The 14951-nt window shown below is 48.8% G+C and carries 16 protein-coding genes and 1 pseudogene; all 17 read left to right on the forward strand.

From position 1 onward, the window contains the following. Window positions 1-199 precede the first annotated feature (199 nt). The 17 genes and pseudogenes from thrC (at window position 200) to DXA93_RS01215 (ending at window position 14948) form a co-directional block, all read left to right on the forward strand. Complete coding sequence (gene thrC / locus DXA93_RS01145) at window positions 200-1684, forward strand: threonine synthase (protein ID WP_117760348.1); 1485 nt, start codon at window positions 200-202, stop codon at window positions 1682-1684. 122 nt (window positions 1685-1806) lie between these two features. Next, window positions 1807-3996 carry a cell wall hydrolase gene (locus tag DXA93_RS01150; protein WP_119207630.1) on the forward strand — a complete coding sequence of 730 codons (2190 nt, stop codon included), beginning with the start codon at window positions 1807-1809 and terminating at the stop codon, window positions 3994-3996. Between the two features lie 35 nt (window positions 3997-4031). Next, window positions 4032-5081, forward strand: coding sequence for a nicotinate-nucleotide--dimethylbenzimidazole phosphoribosyltransferase (gene cobT, locus DXA93_RS01155; RefSeq protein WP_119207631.1), 1050 nt, complete (start codon window positions 4032-4034; stop codon window positions 5079-5081). A 17-nt stretch (window positions 5082-5098) separates the two neighbouring features. Continuing rightward, entirely contained in the window at window positions 5099-5620 is a 522-nt protein-coding gene (locus tag DXA93_RS01160; protein WP_022462291.1) for a bifunctional adenosylcobinamide kinase/adenosylcobinamide-phosphate guanylyltransferase, read from the forward strand. A gap of 1 nt (window position 5621) precedes the next feature. Further along, window positions 5622-6398, forward strand: a complete 777-nt coding sequence (locus tag DXA93_RS01165) for an adenosylcobinamide-GDP ribazoletransferase (RefSeq protein ID WP_118594736.1) — start codon at window positions 5622-5624, stop codon at window positions 6396-6398. After that, a complete protein-coding gene (locus DXA93_RS01170; protein ID WP_022462293.1) occupies window positions 6395-6802 on the forward strand; it encodes a bifunctional adenosylcobinamide kinase/adenosylcobinamide-phosphate guanylyltransferase in 408 nt (135 codons plus the stop codon). The genes DXA93_RS01165 and DXA93_RS01170 overlap by 4 nt, the downstream gene beginning before the upstream one ends. Next, a complete protein-coding gene (locus DXA93_RS19160) occupies window positions 6795-6950 on the forward strand; it encodes a hypothetical protein (protein WP_242998336.1) in 156 nt (51 codons plus the stop codon). Before DXA93_RS01170 ends, DXA93_RS19160 begins: the two co-directional genes overlap by 8 nt. Then, window positions 6914-7389: pseudogene (locus tag DXA93_RS01175) on the forward strand (histidine phosphatase family protein). The gene DXA93_RS19160 and the pseudogene DXA93_RS01175 overlap by 37 nt, the downstream one beginning before the upstream one ends. A gap of 6 nt (window positions 7390-7395) precedes the next feature. Then, window positions 7396-8265, forward strand: coding sequence for an amidohydrolase family protein (locus DXA93_RS01180; protein WP_022462295.1), 870 nt, complete (start codon window positions 7396-7398; stop codon window positions 8263-8265). A 116-nt stretch (window positions 8266-8381) separates the two neighbouring features. Continuing rightward, window positions 8382-8666: a hypothetical protein gene (locus DXA93_RS17680; protein WP_158565008.1), complete on the forward strand. Its 285-nt coding sequence runs from the start codon at window positions 8382-8384 to the stop codon at window positions 8664-8666. Next, complete coding sequence (locus DXA93_RS01185) at window positions 8627-8950, forward strand: signal peptidase I (protein ID WP_158565009.1); 324 nt, start codon at window positions 8627-8629, stop codon at window positions 8948-8950. The genes DXA93_RS17680 and DXA93_RS01185 overlap by 40 nt, the downstream gene beginning before the upstream one ends. 44 nt (window positions 8951-8994) lie before the next feature. After that, a complete protein-coding gene (locus tag DXA93_RS01190; protein ID WP_022462297.1) occupies window positions 8995-9699 on the forward strand; it encodes a SipW-dependent-type signal peptide-containing protein in 705 nt (234 codons plus the stop codon). 22 nt (window positions 9700-9721) lie between these two features. Beyond that, complete coding sequence (locus tag DXA93_RS01195; protein ID WP_022462298.1) at window positions 9722-10255, forward strand: hypothetical protein; 534 nt, start codon at window positions 9722-9724, stop codon at window positions 10253-10255. Beyond that, window positions 10252-10758 (forward strand): SipW-dependent-type signal peptide-containing protein, encoded by a 507-nt coding sequence (locus tag DXA93_RS01200; RefSeq protein ID WP_117812889.1) that lies wholly within the window; start codon window positions 10252-10254, stop codon window positions 10756-10758. Before DXA93_RS01195 ends, DXA93_RS01200 begins: the two co-directional genes overlap by 4 nt. After that, window positions 10710-11423: a hypothetical protein gene (locus DXA93_RS01205; RefSeq protein ID WP_119207632.1), complete on the forward strand. Its 714-nt coding sequence runs from the start codon at window positions 10710-10712 to the stop codon at window positions 11421-11423. The genes DXA93_RS01200 and DXA93_RS01205 overlap by 49 nt, the downstream gene beginning before the upstream one ends. Continuing rightward, window positions 11420-14062 (forward strand): MSCRAMM family protein, encoded by a 2643-nt coding sequence (locus DXA93_RS01210; RefSeq protein ID WP_119207633.1) that lies wholly within the window; start codon window positions 11420-11422, stop codon window positions 14060-14062. Before DXA93_RS01205 ends, DXA93_RS01210 begins: the two co-directional genes overlap by 4 nt. 52 nt (window positions 14063-14114) lie before the next feature. After that, on the forward strand, window positions 14115-14948 hold the full coding sequence (locus DXA93_RS01215) for a class B sortase (RefSeq protein WP_158578754.1): 834 nt from the start codon (window positions 14115-14117) through the stop codon (window positions 14946-14948). The last annotated feature ends 3 nt before the right edge of the window (window positions 14949-14951 follow it).

Consider the following 14951-nt stretch of genomic DNA (forward strand, 5'->3'; position numbering starts at 1 on the left):
TTGACAAAAAATATTTTGGCAGAATGGTGGAAAATGGCTGTGCATTTTTGTGCACAGTCATTTTTTGTATATTTTTGTTGTTTTTTCATACTTCATCCATTATAATAAGAGGAAGCGTACAGGTAAAACTAATCTGAAACGTATCCGGCCGGGAGTCAGAGAGGCTCTGCCGGGAGTCAAAGTGAAGGAGAGAAAGAGCATGGAAGTATTATACAAAAGTACCAGAGGCAATGGAGAAACCGTAACTGCATCCCAGGCAATCTTAAAGGGTCTGTCCGACGACGGCGGATTATTTGTACCGACCTCCATTCCAGCACTGGATGTTCCCATGGAAAAACTTGCGGCTATGAGCTATCAGGAAGTGGCATACGAGGTAATGAGCCGTTTTCTTACCGACTTTACAGAAGATGAACTGAAAAACTGTATTGCAAACGCATACGATGCAAAATTTGACACAGAGGAAATTGCACCGCTGACAAAAGCAGACGGTGTTTACTATCTGGAGTTGTTCCACGGCGCAACGATCGCGTTCAAGGACATGGCACTTTCCATTCTGCCGCATCTGATGACGACCGCCGCAAAGAAAAACGGCGTGAAAAATGAGATCGTTATCTTAACTGCTACATCGGGAGATACCGGAAAAGCAGCAATGGCAGGCTTTGCAGATGTGCCGGGCACCAGAATTATTGTATTTTACCCGAAGAACGGCGTAAGCCCGATTCAGGAAAAACAGATGGTAACACAGAAGGGCAAAAATACCCACGTTGTTGCCATCCACGGAAACTTCGACGACGCACAGACCGGCGTGAAGAAAATGTTTAACGACAAAGAGCTTGGAAAAGAGCTGGCAGATAAAGGCTTCCAGTTCAGCTCTGCAAACTCGATCAACATCGGAAGACTCGTTCCGCAGGTCGTCTACTACGTATATGCTTACGCAAACCTGGTGAAAAACGGAGAGATTGCAGACGGAGAAAAGATCAATGTAACCGTTCCGACCGGAAACTTCGGAAATATTCTCGCTGCATTCTATGCAAAACAGATGGGACTGCCGATCGCAAAACTGATCTGCGCTTCCAATGAGAACAAAGTTCTGTTTGACTTCTTCCGCACCGGCGTTTACGACAGAAACAGAGACTTTATTCTGACAACATCACCGTCCATGGATATCCTGATTTCGAGCAATCTGGAGCGTCTGATCTACCGCATCGCCGGAAACAGCGAAGCAGCAGACCGCGAGCTGATGCAGGATCTTGCAAAGGACGGAAAATATGAGATCACCGATGCGATGAAAAAAGAGCTGGCAGACTTCTACGGCAATTATGCATCCGAACAGGAGACAGCAGACGCGATTGCAAAACTGTACAGCGATACCGGATATGTGATTGATACCCATACCGCGGTTGCAGCGGCTGTATACGGAAAATACCGCGAGGAAACCTATGACGAAACCAAGACCGTCATCGCATCTACCGCAAGCCCGTATAAATTTACAAGCAGCGTTCTTGCAGCGATTGCACCGGAGTATGACACCCTTCCGGTACTGGAGCAGGTAGACAAGCTGTCTGCACTTGCCAATACCGAGATTCCGCGTGCGATCGAAGAAATCCGTACTGCACCGGTGCTTCATACGACAGAGTGTGATGTAGATCAGATGCCGGAGACTGTTCGGGCGTTTTTGAAATAAGATAAAGCAGGAGCAGAATTTTAAAACAGGCAGAGCACACAGCAGGCTTTGCCTGTTTTTGCAGGGAGAGAAGAATAAATAATGAAAAATAAAGTAATCAGGGGAGTACTGGCGGCAGCTGCGTGACAACCGCTGTCAGTGCTGCGAACGTATTTGGAGCAGGCACAGAGCAGAGTCTGGTAAATGAGGCTTCTGCTGTTACACAGGAAGAAACAGAAGAAACATCGGAGGCGGAAACCACAGACGAAAATACGCCGGAGATGACAGAAACGGAGACGCCGGATTCGACAGCGGAAAATGCCGCCTCGGATCTTCCGGCGGCAGAAGTACAGAGCGGAAATCCCGAAGAAACGGCGGTATCCGTGCAGGCTGGAAGCTATTACCCATGGGTGAATGAGAACGGGATCTGGTATTTTAAGGATCCGGATGGTACCATTGTCAAAGGAGCCTGGAGAGAGTACGACAAGAACCGTTACTACCTGAATAATGACGGAAAAATGGCGGTCGGCTGGAAAAAACTTGATGGAGCCTGGTATTATTTCCAAAGCTGGGGCGGTGTTTACCGGGATGCCTTTTACACCGTGAAAAATGTACCGTATTATTCTGATGCGGACGGAAAAATGGCGACCGGCTGGAAACTGATCGATGATGTGTATTATTATTTTGATGATCAGGGCGCGATGTACCGGAATCGTTTTTTTGAGTATGACAAGAATACGTATTATGTTGATGCGGATGGAAAAATGGCATCCGGGTTCGAACAGATTGACGGGATCTGGTATTACTTCCGAAGCTGGGGCGGCATGGCACAAAACACCTTTCTGACGCATAAAAATAATATTTATCATGTTGATACGGATGGAAAGATGACGACCGGCTGGCTGCAGCAGGATGGAACCTGGTATTATTTCCGAAGCTGGGGCGGCATGTACCGCAGCACCTTTTTCAAAGCACCGACAGGAAGTGCACTTTACTATGCCGATGAGAACGGAAAGATGGCTGTCGGAAAAAAACAGATCGACGGTGACTGGTACTATTTCAAGGACTGGGGCGGCATGTATCAGAATGCATTCATCAAAAACGGAACGAGTGTATGCCATGCGGCTGCAGATGGAAAACTGACCGTCGGCTGGCTGCAGCAGGGCAGTACATATTACTATTTTGATGAAACCGGAGAGCAGTATTTTGACCGCTTTTTTGAATATGACAACAATACATATCGTGTGAATGCAGATGGAAAGATGGTAACCGGCTGGCAGAAAATCAATGGTACGTATTATTATTTCCGGGGCTGGGGCGGCATGTACCGTGGTACCTTTTTCCAGCTTGGCGGTGAAACGTATTATGCCGATGCGGATGGAAAGATGGTGACGGGCTGGCTTTCGAAAGAGAACCAGTGGTATTACTTCCGGGAAAATGGTGCGATGTACCGCAATACCTTCTTTACACATTTAAACAACAGTTACTATGCCGATGCCAACGGCGTGATGGTGACGGGAGAGCGGACTATCAACGGCGCTTCCTATTACTTTAAAGACTGGGGAGGCATGGCAAAGAACCAGTGGCTCAATGCACAGAAACGGATGGTAAGCGGTGATCCGCAGACGGGCTGGTATTACTTTGGAAGCGACGGAAAGATGGTAAAATCGTATTACGCTCTGCTGAAAAAGAACAGCAGCAACTGGTACTACAGCTTTGACGAAAACGGAGTGTGCATTCTCGGCTCGAGCCAGTATGTGCGTGCAAAGGACAGCGTAAGCGGAAAATATTATACGATGGAGCATCAGTATTACACGGATCCGTCTGTGAGTGACCGTGATTTCTTTGCGGCTATCTGCAGTGCGGAGGCGGGTGTCCAGAGAAAAACAGGTATGACGGCAGTTGCGATGGTCATCCGGAACCGGATGGCGGCACAGAATATTTCGCTCCGCACCGCGATTTATAAACAGCAGCAGTTTGAACCGGCGCGGAACGGAAGTCTGACAAACTATCTGACGGGAATTGCGGAGCAGAGCAGTTCGATTATCAATCAGCTGAAAAATAATGGAGCCTACGGTGCAGTGGATGAATCCCAGTCGATCATGGATGCATATCTGAAGAACGGCACAAAGCGTGTGATCCCGGGCTTTGGCGATACGAGAGATGATTTTGATTATCTATATTTCATGACTCCGAAAGCATTTAAAAATCTGAATATGGATAAAGAAAAATGTGTGACATATACATACACCTATAAATGGACAACTTCCAGCGGAACAGCGCGGGAAGATTCCCATATTTTCTTTGTGAACTGGGTGAAAAAACAGAGCTGATCGGACGTCATATCGAAAGAAGGGGCGAACAAAAGATGACATTACAGGAAACAATCGAACAGATCCATCCGCTTTCGAAAGAGGCGATGGATCGTGCCAAGGCTCACTGGGACGGCATTGCAAAGCCGCTCCACAGCCTCGGAAAGCTGGAGGACGTGCTCATCCAGATTGCCGGAATCACCGGAAAAGAGGAGATTTCGATTGAAAAAAGAGCACTTCTGACGTTCTGTGCGGACAATGGCGTTGTGGAAGAAAACGTGACGCAGAGCGGTCAGGAAGTGACAGCGACAGTTGCGGAAAATTTTCTGCAGGAGAAGGCGACAGCAGCCATTCTCTGCCGCGGCGCGCATGCGGATCTGTTTCCGATTGATATCGGAATGGCGCGCGATACGAAGGTTCCGCGGTATAAAGTTGCGTATGGAACAAAAAATATGGCAAAAGGCCCGGCGATGACAAGGGAAGAGGCCGTTCGTGCGCTTGAAACAGGAATCGCCGTGGCGGAAGAAAAAATTGCGGCGGGCTATCAGCTGATGGCAACCGGTGAGATGGGCATTGGAAATACGACGACGAGCAGTGCAATGGCAGCCGTTTTCCTGAATCAGCCGGTTCCGGAACTGACGGGACGGGGCGCCGGGCTTTCGAGTGAAGGTCTTGCGCGGAAAATTGCAGCGATTGAAAAAGCAATTGCCATCAATCAGCCGGATCCGTCCGATCCCATCGATGTGCTGGCAAAGGTCGGCGGTTTTGACATTGCCGGCATGGCGGGTGTCTTTCTTGCAGGGGCTGCACATGGCGTTCCGGTTGTGATGGATGGCTTTATTTCCTGTGTGGCAGCGCTTCTTGCTACACGGATTGCACCGTTTGCAAAGGACTATATGATCGCTTCGCACGTATCGAAGGAGCCGGCGGCGCATCTGCTGCTTGCAGAGCTTGGAAAAGAAGCCTTCCTGCACTGCGATATGTGTCTGGGCGAGGGAACGGGCGCCATCATGCTTTTCCCGATTCTGGATCAGGCAAATGCCGTATACCGCGGCATGGCGACATTTGACGAGGCACAGATCGAAACGTATGTGCCGCTGACTTAAAAAAGGCAGGTGAAACGATGATACATCTGGTTACAGGCGGCAGCGGCAGCGGAAAATCGGCGTATGCGGAGCAGTGTATTCTGGATTTTGGCGGAACACGGAGGGTTTATATCGCAACGATGCAGCCATTCGGTGCGGAAGGGCAGGCGCGTATTGCACGCCACCGGAAGATGCGCGCGGCAAAGAAGTTTTCGACGATTGAGTGTTATACGAATTTAAAAGAAGTGGAGCTGGAACCGGGAAGCGATGTGCTGCTCGAATGTATGTCGAATCTCACGGCAAATGAAATATTTGATCCATCCGGGGCAGGAAAAGCGCGGGCGGAGGAGGAAATTCTTGCGGGCGTTTCCCGTCTGGCCCATCAGGCGCGGAATCTGGTTCTGGTGACGAATGAAATTTTTTCGGATGGATACCGATATGAGGAGGAGACGATGGAATACCAGCGGATCCTGGGAAACATTAATGTACGTCTGGCAGAGATGGCGGACTGTGTGACCGAGGTTGTGTATGGGATTCCCGTCAGAATAAAAAAAGAATAAGATGAAAACGATATGGAATAACTTTAAAGTGGCGTTTGCCATGTACTCGAAAATCCCGATGCCGCCGGCAGACTGGGAAAAAGAGAACATGAAATATGCGTTGTGTTTCTTTCCGTGGGTCGGACTGGCTGTCGGTGCAGTTTCGGCGGTGCTTTTCTGGCTGCTGCAGCAGATTGGCGCGGGAAGCATGCTGCGGGCTGCAGTGCTGACGGCAGTTCCGGTTCTGGTGACGGGCGGCATTCACCTCGACGGCTATCTGGATACGATGGATGCGTTAAGTTCCTGGAGAGAAAAACAGCGCCGACTGGAAATCTTAAAAGACCCGCACGCCGGAGCATTTGCGATTATTATGGGATGTCTGTATTTTGTACTGTACGCGGGCGCAGCCGGAGAACTTGTCTGGAAGATTTTTCCGGCGTATGCATTTGGCTTCGCAGTTTCGAGATCGTTCAGCGGTCTTTCGATCGCGTTTTTTCCAAATGCCAATCCGAAAGGAACAGCGGCAGCGTTTGGCATGAGCGCAGAGAAAAAAAGAACGGCGGCGGTGCTTGTTGTGACGATTTTTGCCGTGACGGTGCTCTCAGCTTCATTCTGCGTCTGGGCGGCACTGGATGTACTGGTTGTATCGGCACTGGTATTCTGTTATTATAAATGGAAAAGCAGTAAGTATTTTGGAGGAATTACAGGAGATCTCGCAGGCTATTTCCTTTCGCTCTGTGAGCTGGCACAGCTCCTGTCTCTTGTGGTACTTTCTCTTGGAATGGAGAACTGGAAATGAAATTAGTAATTGGAGGGGCTTTTCAGGGAAAGCTTGACTTTGCAAAAAAGATGACCGGAAAAGAAACAGGATGGGCCGATGGGGCAGCAGTTTCGAAAGAGGAGCTGTCGGCATGTTCCGGCGTATATGATTTTCAGGAACTGGTCCGCAGATGGCTCCTTCTGGAAGAGGAGACCGGGACTGCACCGGAAGCGGAACTGGAAGAACTGCTGCAGAAAAATCCGGAAATCTGCATTGTTACGAATGAACTCGGTTACGGAGTGGTTCCGATCGAACCCTTCGACCGGAAATGGCGGGAAAAGACGGGGCGCATCTGTACGGAGCTGGCAGCAAAGGCTGATTCGGTAACCCGTGTGGTGTGCGGAATCGGAATCCTGCTGAAAGGTGAGGAAAAACATGATTAAAATTGCAATGATCCGCCATGGAAAAACCTATGGCAATACATTAGGACGGTATATCGGCGTGACGGATGAACACTGTGTGAGGAAGGGAAAAAAGAGCTGGAACAGCGGACGATGGATACTGTTGAGCTTCTGTTCGTCAGCCCGCTGAAACGGTGTCTGGAAACGGCAGACATTCTGTATCCGTACGCCAAACAGGTCAAAATCCCGGAATTTGCAGAGTGCAATTTTGGTGAGTTTGAGAACAAAAATTATCAGGAATTAAAAGATAATCCGAAATACCAGGAGTGGATTGATTCCATGGCGACGCTTGCCTTTCCGGGCGGTGAGAGCCGCAGCAGTTCAAGGACCGCTGCATCGCCGGCTTTGACAAGATGGTGGATACGTGTATCCGCCGCCATTACCGCAACGTGGCGATGGTGGTACACGGAGGCACGATCATGAGTATCCTTGAGCAGTACGGCGTGCCACAGAAGAGTTACTATGACTGGCGAGTAGAAAACGGCTGTGGATATCATCTGTATCTCTCGGAGCAGAACTGGAAAATGGGCCGTAGAGAAGCTGTGGTGGAATCGGAGATAAGGCGGTAAACAAAAATGGTGACAGCAGAATGCCATGCCCATATTTTTATGGACGGTGTGGATTACAAAAAGGCGGCGGCAGCGCATGAAAACGGCCCGCGGGAGGATCTGATCCGGGAACATCTGGCGGCGTATCAGAAGGCAGGGATTTCCTATGTGCGTGACGGCGGGGATCCGTACGGGGCGGGTGTTCTTGCACGGAGCCTTGCGCCGGAGTACGGGATCACATACCGCACACCGGTTTTTGCGATTCACAGGGCGGGCCGTTATGGAAAAATTGTCGGACGCGCATTTTCAGACTGGAAAGAGTATTGTGCGCTTGTGCGTGAAGTACGCCGTGCGGGCGGAGATTTTATCAAGATCATGACGACGGGAATCCTGGATTTCGCGACAAAGGGGCATGTGACCAGTGAGCCGCTTTCCAGGGAGGAGGTTTTTGCAATGACGGCTGCGGCACATGATGCGGGGCTTTCTGTGATGGCGCATGTGAACGGCGCACAGGCTGTGATGGATGCGGCAGAGGCAGGCGTGGACTCGGTTGAACACGGGAACTTTCAGAATGAAGAGAGCATCTGCTGTATGGCAGAGCATGCAACAATCTGGGTGCCGACAATTGTGACGGTTTCGAATCTTCTGGAGAACGGCAGATATCCGGCTGAAACGCTGGCGTGGATTTTTGAGACGCAGAAAAAAGGTCTGCAGCTCGCATTTGAAAAGGACGTTGTGCTTGCGGCGGGAAGTGATGCCGGCGCATACGGCGTACTTCACGGAAAAGGAATCCGGGAAGAAGAGAGTGTAATGCGAAAAATCCTTGGGGCAGAAAATGGGCAGGAGCTGGAAAAGCGGCTTGCGTTTGGAGAAAAAAAGATCCGGGAAAAGTTCTGAAAATTTTCTGCGTTTCAGGCTTTAGAAAAAATTTAGAATTAAACGGGCAGACAATGCTTGCGCTTTCGCCCGGACTATGGTAAGTTTAAATCACTTTTACAAGAACTTTAGAGAAAATGAAACAGGGATATTCTGAGACAGAGGGTAAATGCTATCCTCTGTTTTTTGCGTGCAAAAATGACAGTCTGGATATCCGCATCGACGGAAGGGAGCAAATGAAAGCAAAAGGAAAACTGGGGCTGCAGGGCTTTCTTTCCTTCCTTTTTCTGGCGGCGGGATGGTATCTGATGCAGTATTTCTGCGCCTATGTCGTACTGTCCGGTTCCATGGACCGGAGATCCCGACGGGATCTGTTGTGGTTGTGGATGGACGGAAGAAGGAATGGAATCCGGGGGATGTGATTACCTACCGGAGAGGAAATATGGTGGTGACACACCGGATCGTGGAAAAGAGCGAGGAAGGATACTGTACTAAGGGGGATGCCAACGCGGAGGAAGATGCAGGCATCGTTTTGGAAAAACAGGTGATCGGGAATGTGATCGTAGCTCTTCCCTGGCTTGGCTTTGGTATCGTCTGGCTCCGGCAGAGAGGAACACTCTTTTTTCTGGCCGTGGGAGCGGTGATGCTTTTTACAATCCGGCAGCTTTGGCACGGTAGAAAAATCATGCAGGAAAACAAGTTATAAAAAGAATTAGCAAAATTATTTAGGAAAACAGGAGGAATTGATCTATGAAAAAACAGCGGAAAATCGTATTCTGGGCAGCATCACTGCTTCTGACAGGAGCCCTGGCAGCGGGCGGAACACTGGCGTATCTGACGGATAAGGATTCTGTGACGAACCAGTTTGTTGTGGGAAAAGTAGATATCGAAGGAAATGAACCATCGTACGCACCGGATCCGGACGGAAAGACCAATCATATTGTGCCGACCCAGGTGATTCCGAAGGACCCGCGTATCAAAAATAAAGGTAAAAATGATTCTTACGTCTATATGGATGTTTCCATACCAATCGCAAAAGTGATCGTTGCAGATACATCCGGAAACCGTTTAAACGGCGGAGCAGCCGGCGATACGGAACTGTTTTCGATGAATCAGCTTTCGAAAAAATGGGTGCTGATGTACAAGAAAAAACAGAACAATTCGATGGTATATACATATCTCTACAATGAAGTGCTTGCAGCTGGCAAAACGACGGATCCTTTATTTACGAGCGTGACAGCAGCTAATATCGTGGAAGGGCAGCTGGATGAAAAAGAGGTCGATATTCCGATCAATTATTATGCAATCCAGGCGCTGAATACCGGTGAGGGAAGTACGGCTGCCGAGCGGGCAGCAAAGGCCTGGGAGAAGTATGTAAATCAGAATAATGGGCAGAAGGGGCAGGTAACGGCACCGCAGTCGGAGCCGGAACAGACAGAAGCACCTGGAATTTAAGCAGTTTTCTGGGGGACAAAAGATGAAGAAAAAGACGAAACGGCTGTTTTTCCTTGCGGGTGCGGCCGGGTGTACGATGGCGGCAGCCATTTGGCTGCTGCCGGGAACTTCGGCGTATTTTACAGATCACGAGAGTGTCTGGAATCGTATGGTGTTCGGACATAATACAAGTACTATCGATGAAGAATTTCCGACACCGACGCCCGTACCGCCAGGGAAAAGTGTGGTAAAGAGAGTAAAAATCAGAAATGAAGGTTCCGTTGCCTGCTATATTCGTGCGGCACTTATATTCAGTGAACCAATTGAAGCGATTGAGGGACTTGATACGGAAAACTGGGTAAAAGGAGAAGATGACTACTATTATTACAAAAAACCGGTTTCAGAAGGCGAAAGCACGACGGAATTGTTTACCGGAATCCGCGTTGCAAAAGAAATGGAACAGAAAGAACTTGAGGTTTCGGTCTATGAGGAATCGGTGCAGATCCAGAAGGGGAATATGGTATTTCACGGCTATCGGGAGGCATGGGATGCTTATGAGAGAGGTGGTCAGACATGAAAGGAAAACGCGTCAGGATCGGATGTGCGGCGGCGAGTCTTCTGATGGGAATCAGCGGAACGTATGCATATTACCGGAGCAGTGTTGAGACCATTAACAAAATAGCTGTCGGAGATGTAAATATTGGAATCTGGGAATATGAGGAAGACGGGGATGGAGAAAAGAAGTATGAGGGACCGGAAAACGGCATTGTACTGCCTTCCCAGGTGATTTCAAAAATTCCGCGGATCACCAATTATGCCGAACCATGCTATGTCCGCGTAAAGCCTGTGTTTGATGCGGAAGAAACGCAGGATTACCGTCTGGGGGAAGAGGATCTTGGGGGAATCGAGGACGTCTGGCTGAAAGCAGGAGAGTATTATTATTATCCCAAAGTGCTGGGAAAGCAGGATCTGTCGATTTTTTCCGTACAATCACCATTCCATCTGCGTGGACCAGTGAGGCGGAGGGACAGGTGCTGTCCGTTGAAATCCAGGCGGAGGCCGTACAGGCAGCGAATGTGACGCCGGATTTTACGGCAGAAGCTCCGTGGGGAGAAGAACTGGAAATTGAACAGTGTGTCCACGAGGCGGATAATACCGTTTCGGAGGTTTCGCAGCAGAGCTTCCTCACCGTTTCGTACGAAGGAGCAGCGCGGAATCTGATCTTGGCACCCGACAATTTCTTTCGGAACTTTCCAGTGCTGATGCCGGGAGATGAATGGGAAGATACGTTCACACTGGTGAACACGACAGCAAGCCGTGCAGAATTTTTTCTGCGGACGGAACTTCCGGAAGAACTCAGTGAAACAGAAAAAGAACTGCTTTCCAAGGTGAAACTGGAAATACGAGAGGGAAACAGCGTGATTTATGAAGGTGATTTAGAGAGTGAGGGACTATGGGCAGCAAAAAGTCTTGGAATATGCAGTCCAGATGAACGGAAAGAAATCTGTTTTTCAATCCGTGTGCCGTCAGAACTTGGAAATGAATGGGCACTTCGGAAAAGCGGGGTAAAATGGATTTTTTCTGTCGAAGGAGAAGATCTGCCGCAGGAAGAAGGCCCCTCTATCTGGCACAGCGCGCCAAAAACAGGTCTGCGCGATCCGTTAGCAGCGGTCCCCATTGGAATTGCCGTGACAGGAGCCTTCCTGTTTCTTGCCGCGGGCCGGTCTGAAAGGAGGGAAGAATGAAAAGAGCAAAGAAAAGCTTCTGGTTTCTCGCAGGAATTCTGCTGTTGTTGGGATTTTGTTTTCGGGAAGATGTTCTGGCTTCGAGTCTTACGAGTCTTCCTTCTCTTTCGAAAGCCGGAATCGGAGAAGTTGTATCATCGGACTCTGTTATTGACGGCCGATATGATTTTACCCCGCTGATCGGAAGTGAGACAAAAATCCGTTTTGGAAGTACAGATGGAAGTACCTGGGACAATCTGTTCTGCAAAAACGGAGAGAGCCATTCGAAATGCTGTTCCACATGGTGGCCGGCGGCCGATGTGAAGGGATGGAGTAATCTCCGTTCCTTCACGCCGCTGGAGTCGAAAAAAGGAAAAATGTATGCGGAATATACGAATGTTGGAGAGTGCCACGGGGAAAATGTAACGATGCGGATCTGGCTGGAAGACTGGCAGAACACGGTTGTACCATCAGGGTATGAGGACGTGGATGCGGTAGTCGTGGCGATTGACCACAATAAGCCGGTCATTGATATTAAAGGTCTGCTCTGGATCAAGGTACGGTTTGCTTATTACGACAGTAAAGGAAATCCGCTGAATGTGAAAGGGTATTTTACACTTTCAGATCTGGACTTTAAGCAGGGCTTTTATCTGGCTGATGAGACAGAACATATCTATCTGACGAAGGAGGCAGATGCCAGAATCGTCTACGATGCCAGAACAGAAGCGATCTGGTCGGCAAGACGCGGCTCTGAGCCGGACGGTGGAACAACTCCGGAAAATTCGGAAGGCTGGGTTACAGTTACCTTTGAAGGAAATTCCCAGACGATGATTTTCTATGATGGAGGCACTAACGACGCGGTAACTGGTCCTGGCGGCGGAGTAAAAGCACCGAAAAAATGGCCGGATAATTTTGTAAACGATACTTCCAGTACGTACAACAACTGGCATGGAGCATCCCGGGAAACGGGAATAACTGTTGTGCCGTGGAATACTTCGGAATTTGGTTACACAGCGAACGTTCCCTGTCATCTGTCGAAAGTAGGAGATCTTGTAGTGAAAAAAATGGATGCAGAGACAAAAGAAGCTATTTCGGGTGCAGAATTTACCGTGTACCGCTGGAAAAACAACACCTGGAGTGAATTCAAAAAGATGAACTGGGTGAAAAAAACGGGTTCTTATCTGCTGGAGGGAATTCTGGATACAGACAGTGAAAATGGAAAATTCCGTGTTGTGGAGACAAAGAATCCAGCTGGTTATGCAGGAAGCTGGGAGCAGGAATTTTCCATTGACAAGGAAGGCATGCAGACGATCCATCTGGAGGCAGAAAACACAAGAAAAACAGGCTCACTGAAGATAAAAAAGACGGAAGAAAACTCAGGGAAAGCACTTTCTGGTGCAACATATCAGGTGATTGCGAGCGGAGCAATTACAACGGTAAACGGAACAGTGCTGTTTCCGGATCAGGCGGTAGCAGCTGTGCTGAAAACGGATGAAAATGGAGAGGCGTTCAAAGACGGGCTGGAGTACGGAACGTATCTTGTGCGGGAAATGGCGGCTCCAAATGGATATGTGCTGGATCCGACGGAAAAGAAAATAACGATCGGGGAACAAAACGCACAGATCACACTGACGTTTACAAACTGGAAGAACCGTTTTATTCTGCAGAAAGTAAGTCAGGGAGACGGAAAAGTGCTTCAGGGAGCAGCCTTTCATATCTGGACGAAAGATGGAAGTTTTGATGAGACAAAAAAGACGGATGCAAATGGAAAAATTGAGCTGACGGGACTTTTGGACGGTGTCTGGTACTATCAGGAGACAGCATCTCCGGAGGGCTATCTGCTGGACAGCACATGCCGGGAATTTGTGGTAGAAAACGGAAAAATTGACGGTAAATCGGAACTGTCGGTGACGGTCGAAAATGATGGAACACATCTGACAATTGAAAAAATAGATGCAGAGAGCGGAAAACGAATTTCCGGCGCAAAGCTGGTATTAAAAGATATGGATGGAAACCGTGTGGACAGCTGGATTTCAGGAGGAAGCGGCCCGCATGAACTGGAAAAATTAAAGCCGGGTTCTTATGTCATTGTGGAGGAGGCCGCGCCGGATGGATACCTTGCGGCAGAACCGGTTTCGTTTGTGCTGGAGGCAAAACAGGAAGTGCAGACCGTGACGATGAAGGATCTTGCATGTGAAACCTTGACGATTACAAAGAAGATTAAGGCGGATGAGATTACATGGGCGCATGGAAATCCAACGTTTCTGTTTTCCGTGAAGGGAAAGGATCTGTATGGAAAAGAACATACATACCAATGCTATCTTACGTTTACAAAAACACAGGTGGAGAAAACGACAGATCAGGACGGCTACACGGAACAGTCGGTACAGATCCGGGGAATTCCGGCAGGAAACGATTACCGGGTACAGGAGAAGAAGGTGCTGCGGTATTCGCTTATGCAGGTGACAGGTACGAAGAATGTTACCGTGAAAAAACTAGAAGAGCCGGCATATGGAAAAGATCCTGCGCGCGTCTTTTCGGTATCGGTAAATCTTTGCGGACATCCCAAAGAAAGTGAGGTTGTATTTGAAAATCAGAAATACCGCTGGGATGATTATGGACACAACAGTATTGTAAAAAACCGGATTCCGGTTGAATAACAAAATGGAAAAAACATTCCACCATCGGTTCGGGTGGTGGAATGAAAACAAAATGGAGAGAGAAAAAATCGGCAGAAAAAGAAGAGGGATTGCAGTTCTGACATTGGCGGCGCTTTTTTTCTGGTATCTGCCGCAGATTCAGGTAAGCCGGCAGATTCGAAAAGAACAGGAAGAAGCGGTGGAGATGTATGTCAGAGAAGAAAAAGAAGAGAACAAAGAGGAAAACGAAAAAAGCGAAGAAGTGCAGGAGCAGGAACCGGGCAGTACAGACAAAAATCTGTTTCGGACAATTGATTTTGCAGGACTTCGATCAAAAAATAGAGAAATCTGCGCGTGGCTCTGGATTCCGGGCTGCGCCTTAGATGTTCCGGTTGCGCACGGGCAGGATAACGCATATTATCTGACACACGATGCGTTTTGCAGGGAGCGGATTTACGGCAGTATTTTTGCACCGTGTGATACACCGGAGGATTTTTCTGAACGTCACACGATTTTATATGGGCATAATATGCGGGATGGAACGATGTTCGGAGGATTGAAAAAGTATCGTGAAGCGTCGTGGAAACAGGAATTTCCGTATCTGTACCTGTATTTGCCGGGTGAAGCATGGCAGTGCCGTATTTGGAGTGTGGAGGAGACGGATGCCAAAAGTGATGTTTACCGGCTGGGAGCATGGAGCGATGCGGACTGGAATGCATGGGTACAGGAAAGAAAAGAAAACAGCATTATCTTTGGCAGCGGTGAGGAAAAGGAAGTTCAAAAGATACTTACCCTTTCCACCTGCATTGGTGACGGCAGCAGTTCACAGAGACTGGCTGTACATGCGGCGGTGGAGATGATTTTTGCAACAAAATCTGGAAGGGAAGAGGGTTCTGTGCTAGAATAAGAC

It is taken from the genome of Blautia sp. OF09-25XD (assembly GCF_003482095.1).
Classification (GTDB): Bacteria; Bacillota; Clostridia; order Lachnospirales; family Lachnospiraceae; genus Fusicatenibacter; species Fusicatenibacter saccharivorans.

Coding starts and splice junctions, on each gene's coding strand:
- DXA93_RS01160 (WP_022462291.1), top strand. CDS start 5,099: ATGATACATCTGGTTACAGGCGGCAGCGGCAGCGGAAAATCGGCGTAT.
- DXA93_RS01210 (WP_119207633.1), top strand. CDS start 11,420: ATGAAAAGAGCAAAGAAAAGCTTCTGGTTTCTCGCAGGAATTCTGCTG.
- thrC (WP_117760348.1), top strand. CDS start 200: ATGGAAGTATTATACAAAAGTACCAGAGGCAATGGAGAAACCGTAACT.
- DXA93_RS17680 (WP_158565008.1), top strand. CDS start 8,382: ATGAAACAGGGATATTCTGAGACAGAGGGTAAATGCTATCCTCTGTTT.
- DXA93_RS19160 (WP_242998336.1), top strand. CDS start 6,795: ATGATTAAAATTGCAATGATCCGCCATGGAAAAACCTATGGCAATACA.
- cobT (WP_119207631.1), top strand. CDS start 4,032: ATGACATTACAGGAAACAATCGAACAGATCCATCCGCTTTCGAAAGAG.
- DXA93_RS01170 (WP_022462293.1), top strand. CDS start 6,395: ATGAAATTAGTAATTGGAGGGGCTTTTCAGGGAAAGCTTGACTTTGCA.
- DXA93_RS01215 (WP_158578754.1), top strand. CDS start 14,115: ATGGAGAGAGAAAAAATCGGCAGAAAAAGAAGAGGGATTGCAGTTCTG.
- DXA93_RS01180 (WP_022462295.1), top strand. CDS start 7,396: ATGGTGACAGCAGAATGCCATGCCCATATTTTTATGGACGGTGTGGAT.
- DXA93_RS01165 (WP_118594736.1), top strand. CDS start 5,622: ATGAAAACGATATGGAATAACTTTAAAGTGGCGTTTGCCATGTACTCG.
- DXA93_RS01190 (WP_022462297.1), top strand. CDS start 8,995: ATGAAAAAACAGCGGAAAATCGTATTCTGGGCAGCATCACTGCTTCTG.
- DXA93_RS01200 (WP_117812889.1), top strand. CDS start 10,252: ATGAAAGGAAAACGCGTCAGGATCGGATGTGCGGCGGCGAGTCTTCTG.
- DXA93_RS01195 (WP_022462298.1), top strand. CDS start 9,722: ATGAAGAAAAAGACGAAACGGCTGTTTTTCCTTGCGGGTGCGGCCGGG.